The sequence below is a fragment of the Tenacibaculum todarodis genome (assembly GCF_001889045.1).
Classification (GTDB): Bacteria; Bacteroidota; Bacteroidia; order Flavobacteriales; family Flavobacteriaceae; genus Polaribacter; species Polaribacter todarodis.
In genome coordinates this window covers 1349431-1367619 of record NZ_CP018155.1, presented here as the reverse complement: position 1 = coordinate 1367619, position 18189 = coordinate 1349431, and the positions used below count along the sequence as shown (strand labels likewise).

Sequence of the window (18189 nt, the reverse complement as noted above, 5' to 3'; positions counted from 1 at the left end):
GTCTAAATAGATAAATAAATTTTTTATAAGGTGTCTCGATTTTTTCGGGACGCCTTTATAAATGAATAAGAAACGGGCGTAGTTCAGCGGTAGAGCACTGGTCTCCAAAACCAGCTGTCGGGAGTTCGAATCTCTCCGCCCGTGCAAATAGAGCAAATAAGATGAATATAACACAATATATCAAAGATTCTTTTGAAGAATTAAGTAATCACATGACTTGGGTTTCTAAAGAAGAAGCTCAAAAATCAACGGTAACTGTAGCTGTATTTACAATATTATTTGCATTAGCAGTAGCCGCGATAGATTTTGTTTTTCAAACAGGGTTAGATAACTTTTTTGGAATGTTTAAATCAATTTAATTATGGCAACTGATTCAGTAATGAAATGGTATGTTGTAAGAGCCATTGGTGGACAAGAGAATAAGGTACAAGCTTATATTGAAACCGAAATTTCTCGTTTAGGTCTTTCAGATTATGTAAGTCAAGTTCTTGTTCCTAAAGAAAAAGTAATACAAATCCGAGATGGGAAAAAAATACACAAAGAACGTGTTTATTTTCCAGGATATATTATGGTAGAAGCAAATCTATCTGGAGAAGTTCCTCACGTAATAAAAGGAATAACGGGAGTTATTGGTTTTTTAGGTGAAACAAAAGGAGGAGAACCAGTGCCAATGCGTAAATCTGAAGTTAACAGAATGCTTGGTAAAGTAGATGAGTTATCTGTACAAGATGAAAACGTTGCAATTCCATTTACAGTAGGAGAAACTGTAAAAGTTGTTGATGGACCATTTAATGGTTTTGATGGAACTATTGAGAATGTAAACGAAGAAAAGCGTAAACTTGAAGTAATGGTTAAGATTTTCGGAAGAAAAACTCCATTAGAATTAAGTTATATGCAAGTAGAAAAAATATAAGTGTTACACAATTATATATAACGATGCGTTTTTAAGCTTCCACTCAAAAACACATCATTAAATTTTTAAAAATGGCAAAAGAGCTAAGCAAAGTAGTTAAATTACAAGTAAGGGGAGGCGCAGCGAATCCATCGCCGCCGGTTGGACCCGCTTTAGGTGCTGCTGGAGTAAACATTATGGAGTTCTGTAAGCAGTTTAATGCTAGAACACAAGATAAGCAAGGTAAAGTATTGCCAGTTGCTATTAATGTTTATAAGGACAAGTCTTTCGACTTCGTGGTTAAAACACCACCCGCAGCAGTACAGTTATTAGAAGCGGCCAAAATTAAAAAGGGTTCAGGAGAACCAAACAGGAAAAAAGTAGCAAGCGTAACTTGGGATCAAATTAAAGTTATTGCAGAAGACAAAATGGTAGATTTAAATGCCTTTGAAATTTCTTCAGCAATGCGTATGATTGCAGGAACTGCTCGCTCTATGGGATTAACTGTTAAAGGTAATGCACCAGCATAAACTTTATTAAAAATTAGTAAAATGGCAAGATTAACAAAAAAGCAAAAAGTAGCTTACGCAAAAGTAGACGCTAATCAGTCTTACGATTTAAATGCAGCTTCTGCTTTAATCAAAGAAATTACTACTGTAAAGTTTGATGCATCTGTAGATTTAGCAATACGTTTAGGAGTAGATCCTCGTAAAGCAAATCAAATGGTTCGTGGAGTAGTAACACTACCTCATGGAACTGGTAAAGATGTAAAAGTGCTTGCATTAGTAACACCAGACAAAGAAGCTGAAGCTAAAGAAGCAGGAGCAGACTTTGTAGGATTAGATGAATACCTTCAGAAAATTAAAGGAGGATGGACAGACGTAGACGTTATTATTACAATGCCTAGCGTTATGGGTAAATTAGGTCCTTTAGGACGTGTATTAGGACCTCGTGGTCTTATGCCAAACCCAAAAACAGGTACTGTAACTATGGACGTTGCTAAGGCAGTAAAAGAAGTAAAAGCTGGTAAAATTGACTTTAAAGTTGATAAAACTGGTATTATTCATGCAGCTATAGGTAAAGCGTCGTTTGGAGCAGATAAGATTGCAGATAATGCAAACGAATTACTACAAACTATTATAAAATTAAAGCCAACAGCTTCAAAAGGAACTTATATTAAGAGCGTATTTATGTCTTCTACTATGAGTCCAAGTGTAGCTGTAGATGTAAAATCTGTTTCATAAGGCAGTTAAAATAAGTATATCATGACTAGAGAAGAAAAATCACAAGTAATACAAGATTTAACAGCAAGATTAGCAGATACTAATACAATCTATTTAGCAGATATTTCTGGGTTAGATGCAGCAACTACATCTAACTTACGTAGAGCTTGTTTTAAAGCTAACGTACAATTGGCTGTTGTAAAGAACACTTTGCTTGCAAAAGCAATGGAAGCTTCTGATAAAGATTTCGGAGATTTACCAACGGTATTGAAAGGAAATACTTCAATGATGATTTCTGAGGCGTCTAACGCACCAGCAAAATTAATCAAAGAGTTCAGAAAAAAATCTAAAGACCGCCCTTTATTAAAAGGAGCGTTTGCAGAAGAGTCTATTTATATTGGAGATGACCAATTAGAAACTCTTGTAAACATTAAGTCTAAAGAAGAACTTATTGGAGATATTATCTCATTATTACAATCGCCTGCTAAGAACGTTATTTCAGCGTTACAATCAGGAGGTAATAAATTATCTGGTATCTTAAAGACATTATCAGAAAAATAATTACGCGCACAAATAAACTATAATAATAAAAGAATTTTTAAAAACAATTAAAATGGCAGATTTAAAAGATTTCGCAGAACAGTTAGTTAACTTATCAGTAAAAGACGTTAACGAATTAGCTGATATTTTAAAAGAAGAGTACGGTATTGAGCCAGCAGCAGCAGCAGTAGCTGTAGCAGGACCAGCAGCAGGAGGCGGAGACGCAGCTGATGAGCAAACTGAATTTGACGTTATATTAACAGCAGCAGGTGGTTCTAAATTAGCAGTTGTAAAATTAGTTAAAGAATTAACTGGTTTAGGTCTTAAAGAAGCTAAAGGTATCGTAGATAGCGCACCAGCAGCAGTAAAAGAAGGAGTATCTAAAGATGAGGCTGAAGGTCTTAAAAAATCTTTAGAAGAAGCTGGAGCTGAAGTAGAGCTTAAGTAATCTTTTTATCCCGAGTTTTACACGGGAAACAACAATAAAGGTTTAGGTACTAAAGGGTTAACTCTTTAGTCCTAAACCATTTTGTGTATATATTCGTCTTATTTTTATCACAATTTTTTAATTGTGATTTGACGTCTATAATAAGCTGATTAACAATCGGTTGAGGCAATTAAAAATTGCAAGTGAGGTCTTAATGACTTCGAAAAATTTATTTTTAATTTAAAAATAGTTTCTCTTTTGGCAACGATAAATACAACTGAAAGAATCAATTTCGCATCTTCAAAGCTAGGAACTGATTATCCAAATTTTTTGGATATTCAAGTAAAATCTTTTCAAGATTTCTTCCAACTACAAACAAAAGCTGATGAAAGAGGTGAAGAAGGTTTATATAAAACCTTCATGGATAACTTTCCAATTACAGATACCCGTAATCAATTCGTTTTAGAATTCTTAGATTACTTTGTAGATCCACCAAGATATAGCATTCAAGAATGTATAGAACGTGGTTTAACACATAGCGTACCTTTAAAGGCACGTTTAAAATTATACTGTACCGACCCTGAACACGAAGATTTTGAAACCATAGTACAAGACGTATATTTAGGAACAATTCCTTATATGACTAACTCTGGTACTTTCGTAATCAATGGTGCAGAAAGAGTTGTAGTATCGCAACTACACCGTTCACCTGGTGTATTCTTTGGGCAATCTTTCCATGCAAATGGAACTAAACTATATTCTGCAAGGGTAATTCCTTTTAAAGGATCTTGGATAGAATTCGCCACAGATATCAATCAAGTAATGTATGCTTATATTGATAGAAAAAAGAAGTTACCGGTAACAACATTATTCAGAGCCATAGGTTTTGAAAGAGATAAAGATATTTTAGAAATTTTTGATTTAGCAGAAGAAGTAAAAGTTTCTAAAGCTGGATTAAAGAAAGTATTAGGTCGTAAACTTGCTGCAAGAGTTTTAAAAACTTGGCATGAAGATTTCGTAGATGAAGATACAGGAGAAGTTGTATCTATTGAACGTAACGAAATTGTTTTTGATCGTGATACTATTTTAGATAAAGAACATATTGATGAAATTATAGAATCTGGTTCAAAAACTATCCTTTTACATAAAGTAGATACGGATATGGCAGATTACGCTATAATTCATAATACATTACAAAAGGATCCAACAAATTCTGAAAAAGAAGCTGTTGAGCATATCTATAGACAATTACGTAATGCTGAGCCGCCAGATGAGGAAACTGCAAGAGGAATTATTGATAAATTATTCTTCTCAGAGCAACGTTACAACTTAGGAGAAGTAGGGCGTTTTAGAATGAATACAAAGTTACAGTTAAACGAACCTATAGACCAAAAGGTATTAACTAAGAACGATATCATTACTATTATTAAGTATTTAATTGAGTTAATCAATTCTAAGGCTGAAGTAGATGATATTGATCACTTATCTAACCGTCGTGTAAGAACAGTTGGTGAGCAGTTAGCAGGACAGTTTGGTGTTGGTTTAGCACGTATGGCTAGAACAATTCGTGAACGTATGAATGTGCGTGACAACGAGGTGTTTACACCAATTGATTTAATTAATGCGAAGACATTATCTTCAGTAATTAACTCATTTTTTGGAACAAATCAGCTTTCTCAATTTATGGATCAAACCAATCCTTTAGCAGAAATTACGCATAAGCGTCGTTTATCTGCACTAGGGCCTGGAGGTTTATCAAGAGAAAGAGCAGGATTTGAGGTACGTGATGTTCACTATACACACTATGGAAGATTATGTCCAATTGAAACACCAGAGGGACCAAATATTGGTTTAATTTCTTCATTAGCAGTATTTGCTAAGGTGAACAATTTAGGATTTATTGAAACACCATATAAGAAAGTAGAAGAAGGTAAAGTTTTAGATCAAGATCCAATATATTTATCAGCTGAAGAAGAAGAAGGTATGAAAATTGCCCAATCTAATTTAGACTTAGATAAAGATGGTAAGTTTACAGCAGAAAGAGTTATTGCACGTGAAGAAGGAGATTTCCCAGTAGAAACTCCGGAAGCAATTAACTATATGGATGTTGCACCAAACCAGATCGCATCTATATCAGCATCTTTAATTCCATTCTTAGAGCATGATGATGCCAATAGAGCATTAATGGGATCTAACATGATGCGTCAAGCAGTACCATTATTAAGACCAGAATCTCCAATTGTAGGAACAGGTTTAGAACGTAGAGTTGCAAAAGATTCTCGTATCTTAATCAATGCAGAAGGAGCTGGTGTTGTTGAGTATGTAGACGCAAATATCATTACTATTAAGTATGATAGATCTGATGATGAACGTATGGTTAGTTTTGATACTGATGAAGTTTCTTATAACTTAATTAAGTTTAGAAAAACAAACCAAGGAACCAACATTAACTTAAAGCCAATTGTACAAAAAGGTGATAGAGTTACTGAAGGACAAGTTCTTTGTGAGGGTTATGCAACACAAAAAGGAGAATTAGCTTTAGGAAGAAATATGAAAGTAGCCTTTATGCCTTGGAAAGGGTATAACTTTGAGGATGCAATTGTAATTTCTGAAAAAGTAGTTCGTGAAGATATATTTACATCTATTCACATTGATGAGTATTCTTTAGACGTAAGAGATACAAAATTAGGAACTGAAGAGTTAACTAATGATATTCCTAACGTTTCTGAAGAAGCTACAAAAGATTTAGATGAAAATGGAATGATTAGAATTGGAGCAGAAGTGAAGCCAGGAGATATCCTTATCGGGAAAATTACTCCAAAAGGTGAATCTGATCCAACTCCAGAAGAAAAATTATTACGCGCAATTTTTGGTGATAAAGCAGGAGATGTAAAAGATGCATCTTTAAAAGCTTCTCCATCATTAAGAGGTGTAGTAATTGATAAAAAATTATTTAGACGTGCAGTAAAAGATAAACAAAAAAGAGCAAGAGATAAAGAAGCTATTTTAGCTTTAGAATCTTCATTTGTATCTAAGTTTGAAGATTTACAAAACCGTTTAATTGATAAGTTATTTTCTCTTGTTAATGGTAAAACATCTCAAGGAATTTTTAACGATTTAGGTGAGGAAGTACTTCCAAAAGGAAAGAAATTTACTTTAAAAATGTTAAATTCTGTTGAAGATTATGCACACTTAACAGGTACATGGACAACAGATAAAACGTTAAATAGTTTAGTTGTAGAACTAGTTCATAACTATAAAATTAAAGTAAACGATTTACAAGGTGTTTTACGTAGAAAGAAATTTACAATTTCTGTAGGAGATGAGTTACCAGCAGGTATTTTAAAACTAGCTAAAATTTATGTTGCTAAAAAACGTAAATTAAAAGTAGGTGATAAAATGGCAGGACGTCACGGAAATAAAGGTATTGTTGCTCGTATTGTTAGAGCTGAAGATATGCCTTTCTTAGAAGACGGAACTCCAGTTGATATTGTATTAAATCCATTAGGTGTACCTTCTCGTATGAACATTGGTCAGATTTATGAAACTGTTCTTGGTTGGGCAGGTCAAAAATTAGGAACTAAATATGCAACACCAATTTTTGATGGAGCATCTTTAGATCAAATCAATGGAATTACTGATGAAGCAGGTGTGCCAAGATTTGGACATACTTATTTATATGATGGTGGAACAGGAAAACGTTTCGATCAACCAGCAACAGTTGGTATCATTTATATGATTAAGTTAGGACACATGATTGAAGATAAAATGCACGCACGTTCTATTGGACCATATTCATTAATTACACAACAACCTTTAGGTGGTAAAGCACAATTTGGAGGTCAGCGTTTTGGAGAGATGGAAGTTTGGGCACTTGAGGCTTATGGTGCATCAAGTATCTTAAGAGAAATCTTAACTGTAAAATCTGATGATGTAATGGGAAGAGCTAAAACATACGAAAGTATTGTTAAAGGTGAAACTATGCCAGAACCAGGTTTACCAGAATCGTTCAATGTATTAATGCACGAACTTAAAGGTCTTGGATTAGACGTTAAGTTAGAAGAGTAATAAACAGTGAAGCGTCGTTGGGTATTTTACCCAACGGCAAATCATTTTTTCAATATTAGTCTCGTTAGAGACGTTCAATTTAAAATTTGACCATCCATTATGGCAAGAAGAAACGAAAAGTACACTGTAAAAAAGTTTAATAAAATTTCAATTGGTTTATCGTCTCCAGAAGCAATCTTAGAGATTTCTAAAGGAGAAGTTTTAAAACCAGAAACTATCAACTATCGTACACATAAACCGGAAAGAGATGGTTTATTCTGTGAGCGTATTTTTGGTCCTGTAAAAGACTATGAATGTGCTTGTGGTAAATACAAAAGAATCCGTTATAAAGGAATTGTTTGTGATCGTTGTGGTGTAGAAGTAACTGAAAAGAAAGTACGTAGAGATAGAGTAGGACACATTAATTTAGTAGTTCCTGTTGCTCATATCTGGTATTTCCGTTCGTTACCAAACAAAATGGGTTACCTTTTAGGATTACCATCTAAGAAATTAGATATGATAATCTACTACGAGCGTTATGTGGTTATACAACCAGGTATTGCTAAAAACGTAGAAGGAGAACCATTACAAAAAATGGATTTCTTAACTGAAGAAGAATATTTAGATATTGCTGACGAGTTACCACAAGAAAACCAATATTTAGATGATTCTGACCCAAATAAGTTTATCGCTAAAATGGGAGCTGAATGTTTAATTGATTTATTAGCACGTATTGATTTAGAATCATTATCGTACGAATTACGTCATAAAGCAAACACAGAAACTTCTAAACAACGTAAAACTGAAGCATTAAAACGTTTAAATGTTGTTGAAGCATTTAAAGATTCTCAGAAAAATAGAGACAATCGTCCAGAATGGATGATTATGAAAGTAGTTCCGGTAACACCACCAGAATTACGTCCATTAGTTCCATTAGATGGAGGTCGTTTTGCAACTTCAGATTTAAATGATTTATATCGTAGAGTAATTATACGTAACAATCGTTTAAAAAGATTAATGGAGATTAAAGCTCCAGAAGTTATTTTACGTAATGAAAAACGTATGTTACAAGAATCTGTAGATTCATTATTTGACAACACACGTAAATCATCAGCAGTAAAAACAGAATCTAACAGACCATTAAAATCTTTATCAGATTCATTAAAAGGTAAGCAAGGACGTTTCCGTCAAAACTTACTTGGTAAACGTGTAGATTATTCAGCTCGTTCTGTAATTGTTGTTGGACCAGAATTAAAACTTTCAGAATGTGGTATCCCAAAAGATATGGCAGCAGAACTTTACAAGCCTTTTGTAATTAGAAAACTAATTGAAAGAGGAATTGTAAAAACTGTAAAATCTGCAAAGAAAATTATAGACAGAAAAGAACCAGTTGTTTGGGATATTTTAGAAAATGTAATTAAAGGACACCCAGTTTTATTAAACCGTGCGCCTACATTACACAGACTTGGTATACAAGCATTCCAACCAAAATTAATTGAAGGTAAAGCAATACAGTTACACCCATTAGCGTGTTCTGCATTTAATGCCGATTTTGATGGAGATCAAATGGCGGTTCACTTACCATTAGGACCAGAAGCTATTTTAGAAGCACAACTATTAATGTTGGGTTCTCATAATATCTTAAACCCTGCAAACGGTGCTCCAATTACGGTACCTTCTCAGGATATGGTACTTGGTTTATATTATATGACTAAGCTTAGAAAGTCTACAAAAGAAGTACCTATTAAAGGTGAAGGATTAACCTTTTACTCTCCAGAAGAAGTAAATATTGCTTTTAATGAGGAAAAAGTTGACTTAAATGCAGGTATAAAAGTTAGAACAAAAGATATAGATGAAAACGGAGAAATAGTTACAAGAATTATTGAAACTACTGTTGGACGTGTATTATTTAACGAAAAAGTACCAGAAAAAGCAGGATATATTAATGAGGTATTAACTAAGAAAAACTTACGTGGTATTATTGATGGTATTTTAAGAGCTACCGATATTCCTACAACTGGAGAATTCTTAGACCAAATTAAGAATATGGGATATAAATTTGCCTTTCAAGGTGGTTTATCATTCTCATTAGGTGATATTATTATTCCTGATGAAAAGCAATCTATGATTGATGAAGCTCGTACAGAGGTAGATGCAATTGTAGGAAACTATAACATGGGTATGTTAACGCAAAAAGAGCGTTATAATCAGGTAATTGATGTTTGGGGTTCTACCAACAACAGATTAACTGAATTATCAATGAAAAATTTACGTGAAGACCAACAAGGTTTCAACTCAGTATATATGATGCTTGATTCTGGAGCTCGTGGATCTAAAGAACAGATTCGTCAGTTAACAGGTATGCGTGGATTAATGGCAAAACCTAAAAAATCTACTGCAGGTGGTGGAGAAATTATTGAGAATCCAATTCTTTCTAACTTTAAGGAAGGATTATCAATTCTTGAATACTTTATCTCAACTCACGGTGCGCGTAAAGGATTAGCCGATACCGCATTAAAAACAGCCGATGCAGGTTATTTAACACGTCGTTTAGTAGATGTTTCTCAAGACGTTATTGTTAATATTGATGATTGTGGAACATTACGTGGTTTAGAAGTTACTCCATTAAAGAAAAACGATGAAATCGTTGAATCTTTAAGTGATAGAATTACAGGTAGAGTTGCATTACACGATGTTTTTACACCAGGTACAGATGAAATAGTTGTAGCAGCAAGTGAGTTAATCACAAATGCTTTAGCAATTAAAATTCAAAAATTAGGGATTGATAGAGTAGAAGTACGTTCTGCCTTAACATGTGAAGCTACTCGCGGAATATGTGGTAAATGTTACGGACAATCATTGTCAACAGGTAATCCAGTTCAAATTGGTGAAGCTGTTGGTGTAATTGCTGCACAATCTATTGGTGAACCTGGTACACAGTTAACATTAAGAACGTTCCACGTTGGTGGTGTTGCTGGTAACATTTCTGAAGAAAATAAATTGATTGCTAAATATGACGGAGCAGTATCTATAGAAGATCTTAGAACTGTAATGGGTAAAGACAGTGAAGGTAATGAAGTAGAAATTGTTATTTCTAGAACTGCAGAAATTAAAATTAAAGACAAGAAAACAGGTATAACATTAAGTACTAATATTATTCCTTATGGTTCTTACATTTTTGATAAAGATAGAAAATCAATCAAAAAAGGTGATGCAGTTTGTCAATGGGATCCATTTAACGGTGTAATTGTTTCTGAATTTGGAGGTAAAGTTAAGTTTGACAATTTAGAACAAGGTATGAACTACTCTGTTGAAATTGATGAACAAACAGGTTTCCAAGAAAAAATTATTACAGACTCTAAGAACAAAAAAATTATTGCTTCTTTAATTATTGAAGATAAAGACGGTAATGCTTTACGTTCTTACAGTTTACCAGTAGGTGCACACTTAATGGTAAGTGATGGAGATAAAGTTCCTGCAGGTCATACACTTGTTAAAATACCAAGAAAATCTGGTAAAGCAGGAGATATTACTGGAGGTTTACCTCGTGTAACAGAATTATTTGAAGCACGTAATCCTTCTAATCCAGCAGTAGTTGCAGAAATAGATGGTGTAGTATCATTTGGTAAAATTAAGCGTGGTAATCGTGAGATTATTGTTGAATCTAAAACGGAAGACGTTAGAAAGTATTTAGTAAAACTATCTAACCAAATCTTAGTTCAAGAAAACGATTTTATTAAAGCAGGTATGCCACTTTCTGACGGTGCAACAACTCCTTCTGATATTTTAAAGATCAAAGGACCTGGAGCAGTTCAAGAATATTTAGTAAACGAAATTCAAGAAGTATATCGTTTACAAGGTGTAAAAATTAATGACAAGCACTTTGAGGTAGTAGTACGTCAAATGATGCGTAAAGTTAAGATTATAGATTCTGGAGATACATTATTCTTAGAAAACCAATTGGTTCATAAGATTGATTTTATCAAAGATAACGATGCAATCTACGGAATGAAAGTTGTTGAAGATGCAGGAGAATCAGAAAACTTAAAAGAAGGTCAATTAGTTTCTGCACGTAAATTACGTGATGAAAATTCAATTTTACGTAGAAATGATAAGAGTTTAGTAGTAGCAAGAGATGCACAACCAGCAACAGCAGAACAAGTGTTGCAAGGTATTACAAGAGCATCGTTACAAACTAAATCGTTTATCTCTGCGGCATCTTTCCAAGAGACAACTAAAGTATTAAATGAAGCCGCTGTAAACGGTAAAATAGATACATTAGAAGGTCTTAAAGAAAATGTAATTGTTGGTAAGAGAATTCCAGCAGGTACAGGTATGCGTTCTTACGATAAATTAATTGTAGGTCCTAAAGACGAGATTGAACAAAGTTTATAAAATAAACGTGTAAACGTTTAATTGTTTAAAAGTTGAATTGTTTTGGGTAACTTGTTACACAATTCAATTCAACTTTTTTTATTTTTGATAAACAGGTTATATTTACAACAATTACACAGATAAACGAATACACGATTAAACAATAGAATTATGGCTGAAGACAAAAAACAAGACAATCAATTAAATATAGAATTGCCACAAGAAATTGCAGAAGGAACTTATAGTAACTTAGCAATTATAAATCACTCTGTGTCTGAGTTTATAGTAGATTTTATTAATATTATGCCAGGAGTTCCTAAGGCTAAAGTAAAATCTAGAATAATATTAACACCGCAACATGCAAAGCGTTTGGCTAAAGCTTTAGCAGAAAATGTACGTAAGTTTGAACAACAAAATGGTGAAATTAAAGATTATGAGCAACCTCCAATTCCAATGAATTTTGGACCAACAGGACAGGCTTAAAATAAAAAAACCGAAACTATTTAGTTTCGGTTTTTTTATTTTCAATTGTTTTGTTCTTAAATAGTATTAAAGCTAACTAGAATAAATATACGTATTCAACCTGCCTTTTGTTTTTTTTATTTTTACAATTGAATTATTGGTTGTTTTAAATGAAAATTGATCTTTAGAATTTTCGATTACTTCCGTAGGTACAAAATTTAAAACACTGTTTTTATCAATATTTTTATCTTTAATTAGATGTGTATAGTTAAGAATAAAATCGCTGTATTGTTTGCTGAATTCTTCATTTAAAACATAATGTTTTAATCTACCATTATTCTTTATAACAATAAGAAGATTAGTTTCACTAGAAAATAATAAAGATTTTTTTATTGGTTTTATGAAACAGCTTTTGTTAAATCGTATAAAATTACTATTATTTATTGAAAAATTTAAAGTATTTAATTTTTCAATAATACCACCATTAGATTCTAATTTTTCTAATGAATATTTTTCACCTAAAGAAGAAATTAAATCCATTCCTTCTAATTGTTGAAAGCCAAAACTAAAATTTTCATTGTTAGAATAGGTACTGTAAGGAAAAAATAATACTGATGCAGCACCTAAAGAAATATTTTTAAGAAAATTAAGTCTATTCATATTTATTTTATTAAAATTCTTTTTACAACTGAAGCATCTTCTGAATTTAATTTTAATATATAGATACCTGATGATACTTTACCGTTTAAAATAATTTTTTGCGTTGTAGAATTTGATGGTGTTTGTTTATGTATTAATCTACCGTTTAAATCAAAAACAGATATGTTTTTTAACGTTTTATTTGAGTTATTTAAAACAGTAATATCTCCATTAGATGGGTTAGGATATACATTTAAATTATTTGATAACTCAACATCTTCTGTGCTTAATACAATGTTGTGCCATATTCTAATATAATCAAAAGCAATTTCTTCAGAACCTCCATCAGTTGTAATAACCACTCTTACTGTTAAATTAGTTCCAATACCATCTACATCAAAAGTATATTCAGTTAAAGTTGAATTTAAAGTAGAGCCATTTGCTACTCCATCTAAATTGGTGTCTTGTGCCATTAAAAATCCACCAATTGTAGGGTTTACCGGAGCACCATTAGCTGTAAATCTTCCAACAGTAGTAAAACCTCCTCCATCAATATCTGCTTGTATTTCAACTTTTTCATTACCTTCAAATCTACCATCAGCTCTTGCTTCAGCTAATAAAATAGAAACTTCTATACCACCTTTACCACTAATGTTTTGTGAGTTTAAGGTAAGTGTTCCTGTTGGGTGATTAAGGTTAATACCATTAGCACCATCTACATCTTCACTGTATATATACCCCGTTCCGTTTATTCCGACAAGATTGGTAATATAAGAAGGAGCAGGATTTGCATTGGTTTGATTCATAACATCCGTACCATCCAAAAAAGTACCATTATATCTTGTACCTTCTCCTGAGGTTTCAAAGTCTTCTGTATATAAAAGAGTTTGACTATAACCTAAAGAGGTTATAAATAATAAAATAATAAGAATTTTGTTTGTGTAATTTTTTTTCATGTTTGTTTAGTTTAGTAGTTATTTTTAAGTACAAATATAAGGGTTTTTCCATCCAGAGTTTGTTAAACTGCTAGCTCTTTCTTTTGTAATTCCAAAAGAAGCTGGTTTGTTAATTCTAGATAAAATCCTGTTTTGGTATTCTGATTCTGAAGCAGCGTATTTAAATTGCCTAAGAATATATTGTTTTATTTCTGATTCATTAGCTGTATTGTATGTTATTTTTCCTCTGCAAGTTGTTACTATATTTTTTTTAAGTATTGTTGCAATTTTCTTATCATTATAATTTAAATCAAATACTTTAATAATTTCGTAGGCTTCATTGCCTAAAAGGCTAAAAATATTTGGTTGTTGATTATATTTATTTAAGTATTGCTCTTTAAATAAAGTCATCTTAGAAGAATCGTCATTAAAAGACCAAGAAGCTATAGAATATACATTGCTAAGGTTGTATTCATTCTTCATATAATATTCATCTACCATTAATGGAATACTAATTATAGGAATTGAATTATCTATTGGCGAATTTTGAACAGCATTAAAAAATTTATCTGCTTCTTTATAACTAAATAAAGCAAAAACGACATTAGGCTTTAATTCTTGAATAGTTATTAAATTAGTTTCAAATGTCTCTGAATCATAATCTACATTACTAACATAATTGTGTACTATTTCTCCTCCTTCAGATGTGTAACCTCTAATAAAAGCATCTAATAAATGATAACCACCGTCATAGTATGAAGTGGAAAAAGCTCCTTTTTTTCCGATATTATTAGCAGCATATTTGCCTGCAATAAATGATGATTGCCAAAGATTTAATGTATGATGAACAACATAAGGACTTGTTTGGTATGTTTCTAAAAGAATTCCACCTAAATCTAAATGAATAAAAGGTTCTTTATAAGAGTCATATAATTTAATAATTCTTTCTAAAAGATTAGATCCACAAAACCCAAGAGTAATATCTACTTGTTCTTGTAAAATAAACTTTTCAGCAATTCTTAAAACACTTTCATCAGTTGCATTGCCTACTCCTTCAATAATATATGTAATATTAACAGCATCTTCTTTATTAAAAGCTAATGAAAGACCATTAATAAAATCTTTTCCTAAAGTTGGAAACATGTCAGATCTAGGAATAAGAATACCAACTTTTATGCTCATATCTATCTTAGTTTCTCGAAGGAAAAATACCTTGCATTGCTATACTTACATAAATACCTAGAAAAGGGTTCCTGTTTTGAAATGGTAAATTACCACCAGTATTACCAACAGTAATTGAACCATTATTAAGAGCAACACCAGTTTGGTTTCCTTCTGCATAAAAATCGATGTTTCCAGAATTTGCTAAAAACCCTCCATTTGGTATAGATTCATCACCATCTCCATTGGTAGCATTTATTACAGCTGTATGGTTGTGAGACGGCATATTGGTAGTATTTAAATATACTTGTTCAGCTCCACCTCTTTCTCCCCAACTAATGTTAGATAATCCAGGGCCATTGCCTACATGTACAATACTTCTACCTCTTAAGTCCGGTAAACCAAAAGAAGTTCTACCGTCTCCACCAAATGAGGTTCCTAATAATGAAAAAAGTGCTGAATTACTTGATATTGGTAATAGTTGTCCGTTACATAAAGCCCAACCTCTCGGGGCGAAATTAAATCCAAAAGCTTGGATCTGACCTAAAAATGGTTCCATAATATTTGTAGTTTTAGTTAGACTACTAATATATAAATTAATACTGATATATTTTCGAGGAAAATCAACCTTAATTATGAGGTGTTTCACCTAAAAAAAATCCTATAGAAAGTTAATTCTATAGGATTTTTTTGTTCTTTTTAATGAGTTTTACTTAATTTCTTTAACTTTTACTTCATCAATAAACTTTTGTAAACGTTTACCATAATCAGAAGCTTTAACTTTAGCTGTAAGAGAATTGTTTATAGTATCTAATAATTTAATATTAGCGTCAAATAACTCTGTTAATGCAATATATGGCGCAGCTTCACTATCTCCATTATTTTTAGCAAATTGTGTAGTAAATAAAAAGCGTTTACGCATCATTCTTTTATAGTCTTCCTCTAATTGCTTTATTTTGTTATCATCTTTTGCAGCTCTTGCTTCAAAATCTTGTTTTATAAAATCTAAACGTTGGTTTTTAAAACGAGAATCAATTTTTTTAAACTCCTTTATAACATCTTGGTTTTTAGAACCTGTAACTTCTGGAGCATAACCAAACTCTTCAATTTTATCATTTATTGTTATTGTTCCTTCTTCACCAAAAAACATAATGCGTTTCTCAGTCGTATTTCCATCAAAGGTTAAATAATACATTACAGGGTCTTTGACATTATCAGATAATAAAAATGTGTCATCTCCTAATAATTTTACAGAATCGATAGAAACTAATACTGTATCATTCATTTTTTGAAGATATAGTGTCCCTTTTTTTAACCCTTTAATTTTACCTTGAACAAGCATATTTCCTTGTTTCTTGTCAGCACAAGAAAAAACTAAAACTGCTAAAGTTACTAATGCTACTATTTTTTTCATCTGATATTTAATTTTCGATTGCAAATATGCGGATTTAGATTATACTTTTGAAGCTATTTCCATCAAAATTGTACACAAAATTGCGCCAACTGTACCAATTGCATATCCAAACACAGCTAATAAAACACCAACAGTTGCTAATGATGGATGAAATGCTTGTGCAACAATAGGTGCAGAGGCTGCACCACCAACGTTTGCTTGACTACCAACAGCCAAAAAGAAATACGGTGCTTTTATCAATTTTGCTACTAAAATTAGTAATCCAGCATGGATAGACATCCAAACTACACCAATTGCTATTAAACCAACATTGTCAAAAATCAAGGTTAAATCCATTTTCATACCAATAGTTGCTACCAAAATGTAAATAAAAATACTACCTAATTTACTTGCTCCAGCACCTTCGTAATTCTTCGCTTTTGTAAACGATAATATGATTGCTATAATAGTTGAAATACTAATCAACCAAAAGAAACCTGAACCTAAAAAAGTGAAAATATTTCTCCATGTTTCCGATTGAATTTTTGCTACTAAACCGCTAAAGAAATCACTTAAAAAAGAAGACGCAAAATGCCCAAAACCTACAGTTCCAAAGGCTATTGCTAACATAATCATAAAGTCAGTTAATGTTGGGTTTCTTTTAACACCTAAAGTGAATTTTGATACCTTTTCTTTTAATTCTTCTATAGCAGAAGTATCAGCTTTTAGCCATTTGTTTATCTTGTCTTTTTTACCAATTCCTATTAATAAAATTGCCATCCAAACATTGGCAACAACAATATCAACAAATACCATTCCTCCGTATTTTTGAGGGTTGTATTGATAAATTTCTAACATGGCTGTTTGGTTTGCACCACCGCCAATCCAACTTCCTGCTAGTGTAGAAAGTCCACGCCAAACGGCATCAAAATCTGCTCCTCCAACGGTTTCTGGAGAGAAGATAGAAATTAATAAGATTGCTAAAGGACCACCAATTATAATTCCCACAGTTCCTGTAAAAAACATAATTAAGGCTTTATTTCCTAAGTTAAAAATTGCTTTTAAATCGATACTTAATGTCATTAAAACTAAGGCTGCAGGTAATAAAAACCTACTTGCAACATAGTATAACTGAGATTTTCCTTTTACAATTTTTCCCGCAACATTTGTTGTTTCCCATTCTGGGGAAATAAAACCTAAGGTTGTAAAAATTGCAGGAATAAAGTACGCCATGAATAAGCCTGGAACTATTTTGTAAAACTTAGGCCAAAATCCGTCAGTTTTACTTTCTGTATAAAATACGAATCCGAGTGAAATCATTAAAATTCCGAATACGATTGCATCGTTTGTGAAAATAGGTGCTTCCATGTATGAATGTTAGTTTTTGCTAAAGTATAAAATTAAATCTTAGCCTTTTTTCTGTGATCTGTACTAATAGCAATGCCTAATTGAATTCTATTAAAATCGCCTCCATTATTAACGCTTATTCTTTGATAACCAGCTTGTAGTTTAACTACTTTAGAAAGTTTGTATTTTAAACCTGCTCCTAACCAATTCTGATTGAAAGCTTCACCATTGAAATCTAAAAATGTTTCATTATATAAATAAGTAGACCATTTGTTATCTAAAGGGTAATTTAAAGCAATTTGATAACGTAAAAAATGACCAGTTTCAGAATTGAAAAAACGTTGTTCTGCTCTTAAACGATGTGCAAAACCTAATGCGTTAATTTTGTGTTTTAGGTTGAAATCTTCATAGATTCTGTGTTCATTTATGTTTCCTCCATCAAATCCAAAAGTACCGTCTGTGTTTAAATATGAATACCCTAAAGTGGCGCTCATGTTATTGTTTATTTTATAATTAGCTCCTAAACGCCCAATAAATTGTTGCATATCATCTCCAATTTCAAAAAAACGAAAATGCGCCATCGTTTTTAAACTAAATTTATTTGAAATTTGATGAGAGCCATTATACATGTACCAAACACCTAATTCTTTTTCAGGAGTGTTTTGTGCAAAGTTGTTTAAAGAAAATAAAATAATTAAGGTAAAAAGTACTTTTTTCATTGCTATAGACTATTTGTTATATTTAAAATC

Annotated in this window: 16 protein-coding genes and 1 tRNA gene; 10 read left to right on the top strand and 7 right to left on the bottom strand. The window is 32.1% G+C overall.

The window, feature by feature from the left end:
• Positions 1 to 72: 72 nt before the first annotated feature.
• The 10 genes from LPB136_RS06190 (at position 73) to LPB136_RS06145 (ending at position 11986) form a co-directional block, all read left to right on the top strand.
• A tRNA-Trp gene (locus LPB136_RS06190) sits at positions 73 to 144 on the top strand.
• A 17-nt stretch (positions 145 to 161) separates the two neighbouring features.
• Positions 162 to 359, top strand: a complete 198-nt coding sequence (gene secE / locus LPB136_RS06185) for a preprotein translocase subunit SecE (RefSeq protein WP_072555290.1) — start codon at positions 162 to 164, stop codon at positions 357 to 359.
• A gap of 2 nt (positions 360 to 361) precedes the next feature.
• On the top strand, positions 362 to 913 hold the full coding sequence (gene nusG / locus LPB136_RS06180; protein WP_072555289.1) for a transcription termination/antitermination protein NusG: 552 nt from the start codon (positions 362 to 364) through the stop codon (positions 911 to 913).
• Between the two features lie 71 nt (positions 914 to 984).
• On the top strand, positions 985 to 1422 hold the full coding sequence (gene rplK / locus LPB136_RS06175) for a 50S ribosomal protein L11 (protein ID WP_072555288.1): 438 nt from the start codon (positions 985 to 987) through the stop codon (positions 1420 to 1422).
• 21 nt (positions 1423 to 1443) lie between these two features.
• Positions 1444 to 2136, top strand: coding sequence for a 50S ribosomal protein L1 (rplA, locus tag LPB136_RS06170; RefSeq protein ID WP_072555287.1), 693 nt, complete (start codon positions 1444 to 1446; stop codon positions 2134 to 2136).
• Between the two features lie 21 nt (positions 2137 to 2157).
• A complete protein-coding gene (rplJ, locus tag LPB136_RS06165; RefSeq protein WP_072555286.1) occupies positions 2158 to 2676 on the top strand; it encodes a 50S ribosomal protein L10 in 519 nt (172 codons plus the stop codon).
• Positions 2677 to 2728: 52 nt separating this feature from the next.
• The gene (gene rplL, locus LPB136_RS06160) at positions 2729 to 3103 is read left to right on the top strand and encodes a 50S ribosomal protein L7/L12 (RefSeq protein WP_072555285.1); all 375 of its coding nucleotides are present in this window, start codon (positions 2729 to 2731) and stop codon (positions 3101 to 3103) included.
• 237 nt (positions 3104 to 3340) lie between these two features.
• A complete protein-coding gene (rpoB, locus tag LPB136_RS06155) occupies positions 3341 to 7150 on the top strand; it encodes a DNA-directed RNA polymerase subunit beta (RefSeq protein ID WP_072555284.1) in 3810 nt (1269 codons plus the stop codon).
• A 99-nt stretch (positions 7151 to 7249) separates the two neighbouring features.
• Entirely contained in the window at positions 7250 to 11524 is a 4275-nt protein-coding gene (rpoC, locus tag LPB136_RS06150; protein ID WP_072555283.1) for a DNA-directed RNA polymerase subunit beta', read from the top strand.
• A 150-nt stretch (positions 11525 to 11674) separates the two neighbouring features.
• Complete coding sequence (locus tag LPB136_RS06145; protein WP_072555282.1) at positions 11675 to 11986, top strand: DUF3467 domain-containing protein; 312 nt, start codon at positions 11675 to 11677, stop codon at positions 11984 to 11986.
• 72 nt (positions 11987 to 12058) lie between these two features.
• On the opposite strand, the gene LPB136_RS06140 is transcribed toward LPB136_RS06145, so the two are convergent.
• From LPB136_RS06140 to LPB136_RS06110, 7 genes are all read right to left on the bottom strand, one after another.
• On the bottom strand, positions 12059 to 12625 hold the full coding sequence (locus tag LPB136_RS06140; protein ID WP_072555281.1) for a hypothetical protein: 567 nt from the start codon (positions 12623 to 12625) through the stop codon (positions 12059 to 12061).
• A gap of 2 nt (positions 12626 to 12627) precedes the next feature.
• Positions 12628 to 13560: a T9SS type A sorting domain-containing protein gene (locus LPB136_RS06135; protein WP_072555280.1), complete on the bottom strand. Its 933-nt coding sequence runs from the start codon at positions 13558 to 13560 to the stop codon at positions 12628 to 12630.
• Between the two features lie 24 nt (positions 13561 to 13584).
• Positions 13585 to 14721, bottom strand: a complete 1137-nt coding sequence (locus LPB136_RS06130) for an ABC transporter substrate-binding protein (protein WP_072555279.1) — start codon at positions 14719 to 14721, stop codon at positions 13585 to 13587.
• Between the two features lie 7 nt (positions 14722 to 14728).
• Positions 14729 to 15259: a phage tail protein gene (locus LPB136_RS06125; RefSeq protein ID WP_072555278.1), complete on the bottom strand. Its 531-nt coding sequence runs from the start codon at positions 15257 to 15259 to the stop codon at positions 14729 to 14731.
• Positions 15260 to 15409: 150 nt separating this feature from the next.
• Positions 15410 to 16114, bottom strand: coding sequence for a DUF4369 domain-containing protein (locus LPB136_RS06120; protein WP_072555277.1), 705 nt, complete (start codon positions 16112 to 16114; stop codon positions 15410 to 15412).
• 39 nt (positions 16115 to 16153) lie between these two features.
• The gene (locus LPB136_RS06115) at positions 16154 to 17461 is read right to left on the bottom strand and encodes a DUF819 family protein (RefSeq protein WP_072555276.1); all 1308 of its coding nucleotides are present in this window, start codon (positions 17459 to 17461) and stop codon (positions 16154 to 16156) included.
• Positions 17462 to 17493: 32 nt separating this feature from the next.
• Entirely contained in the window at positions 17494 to 18159 is a 666-nt protein-coding gene (locus tag LPB136_RS06110; RefSeq protein ID WP_072555275.1) for a DUF2490 domain-containing protein, read from the bottom strand.
• Between the last annotated feature and the right edge of the window lie 30 nt (positions 18160 to 18189).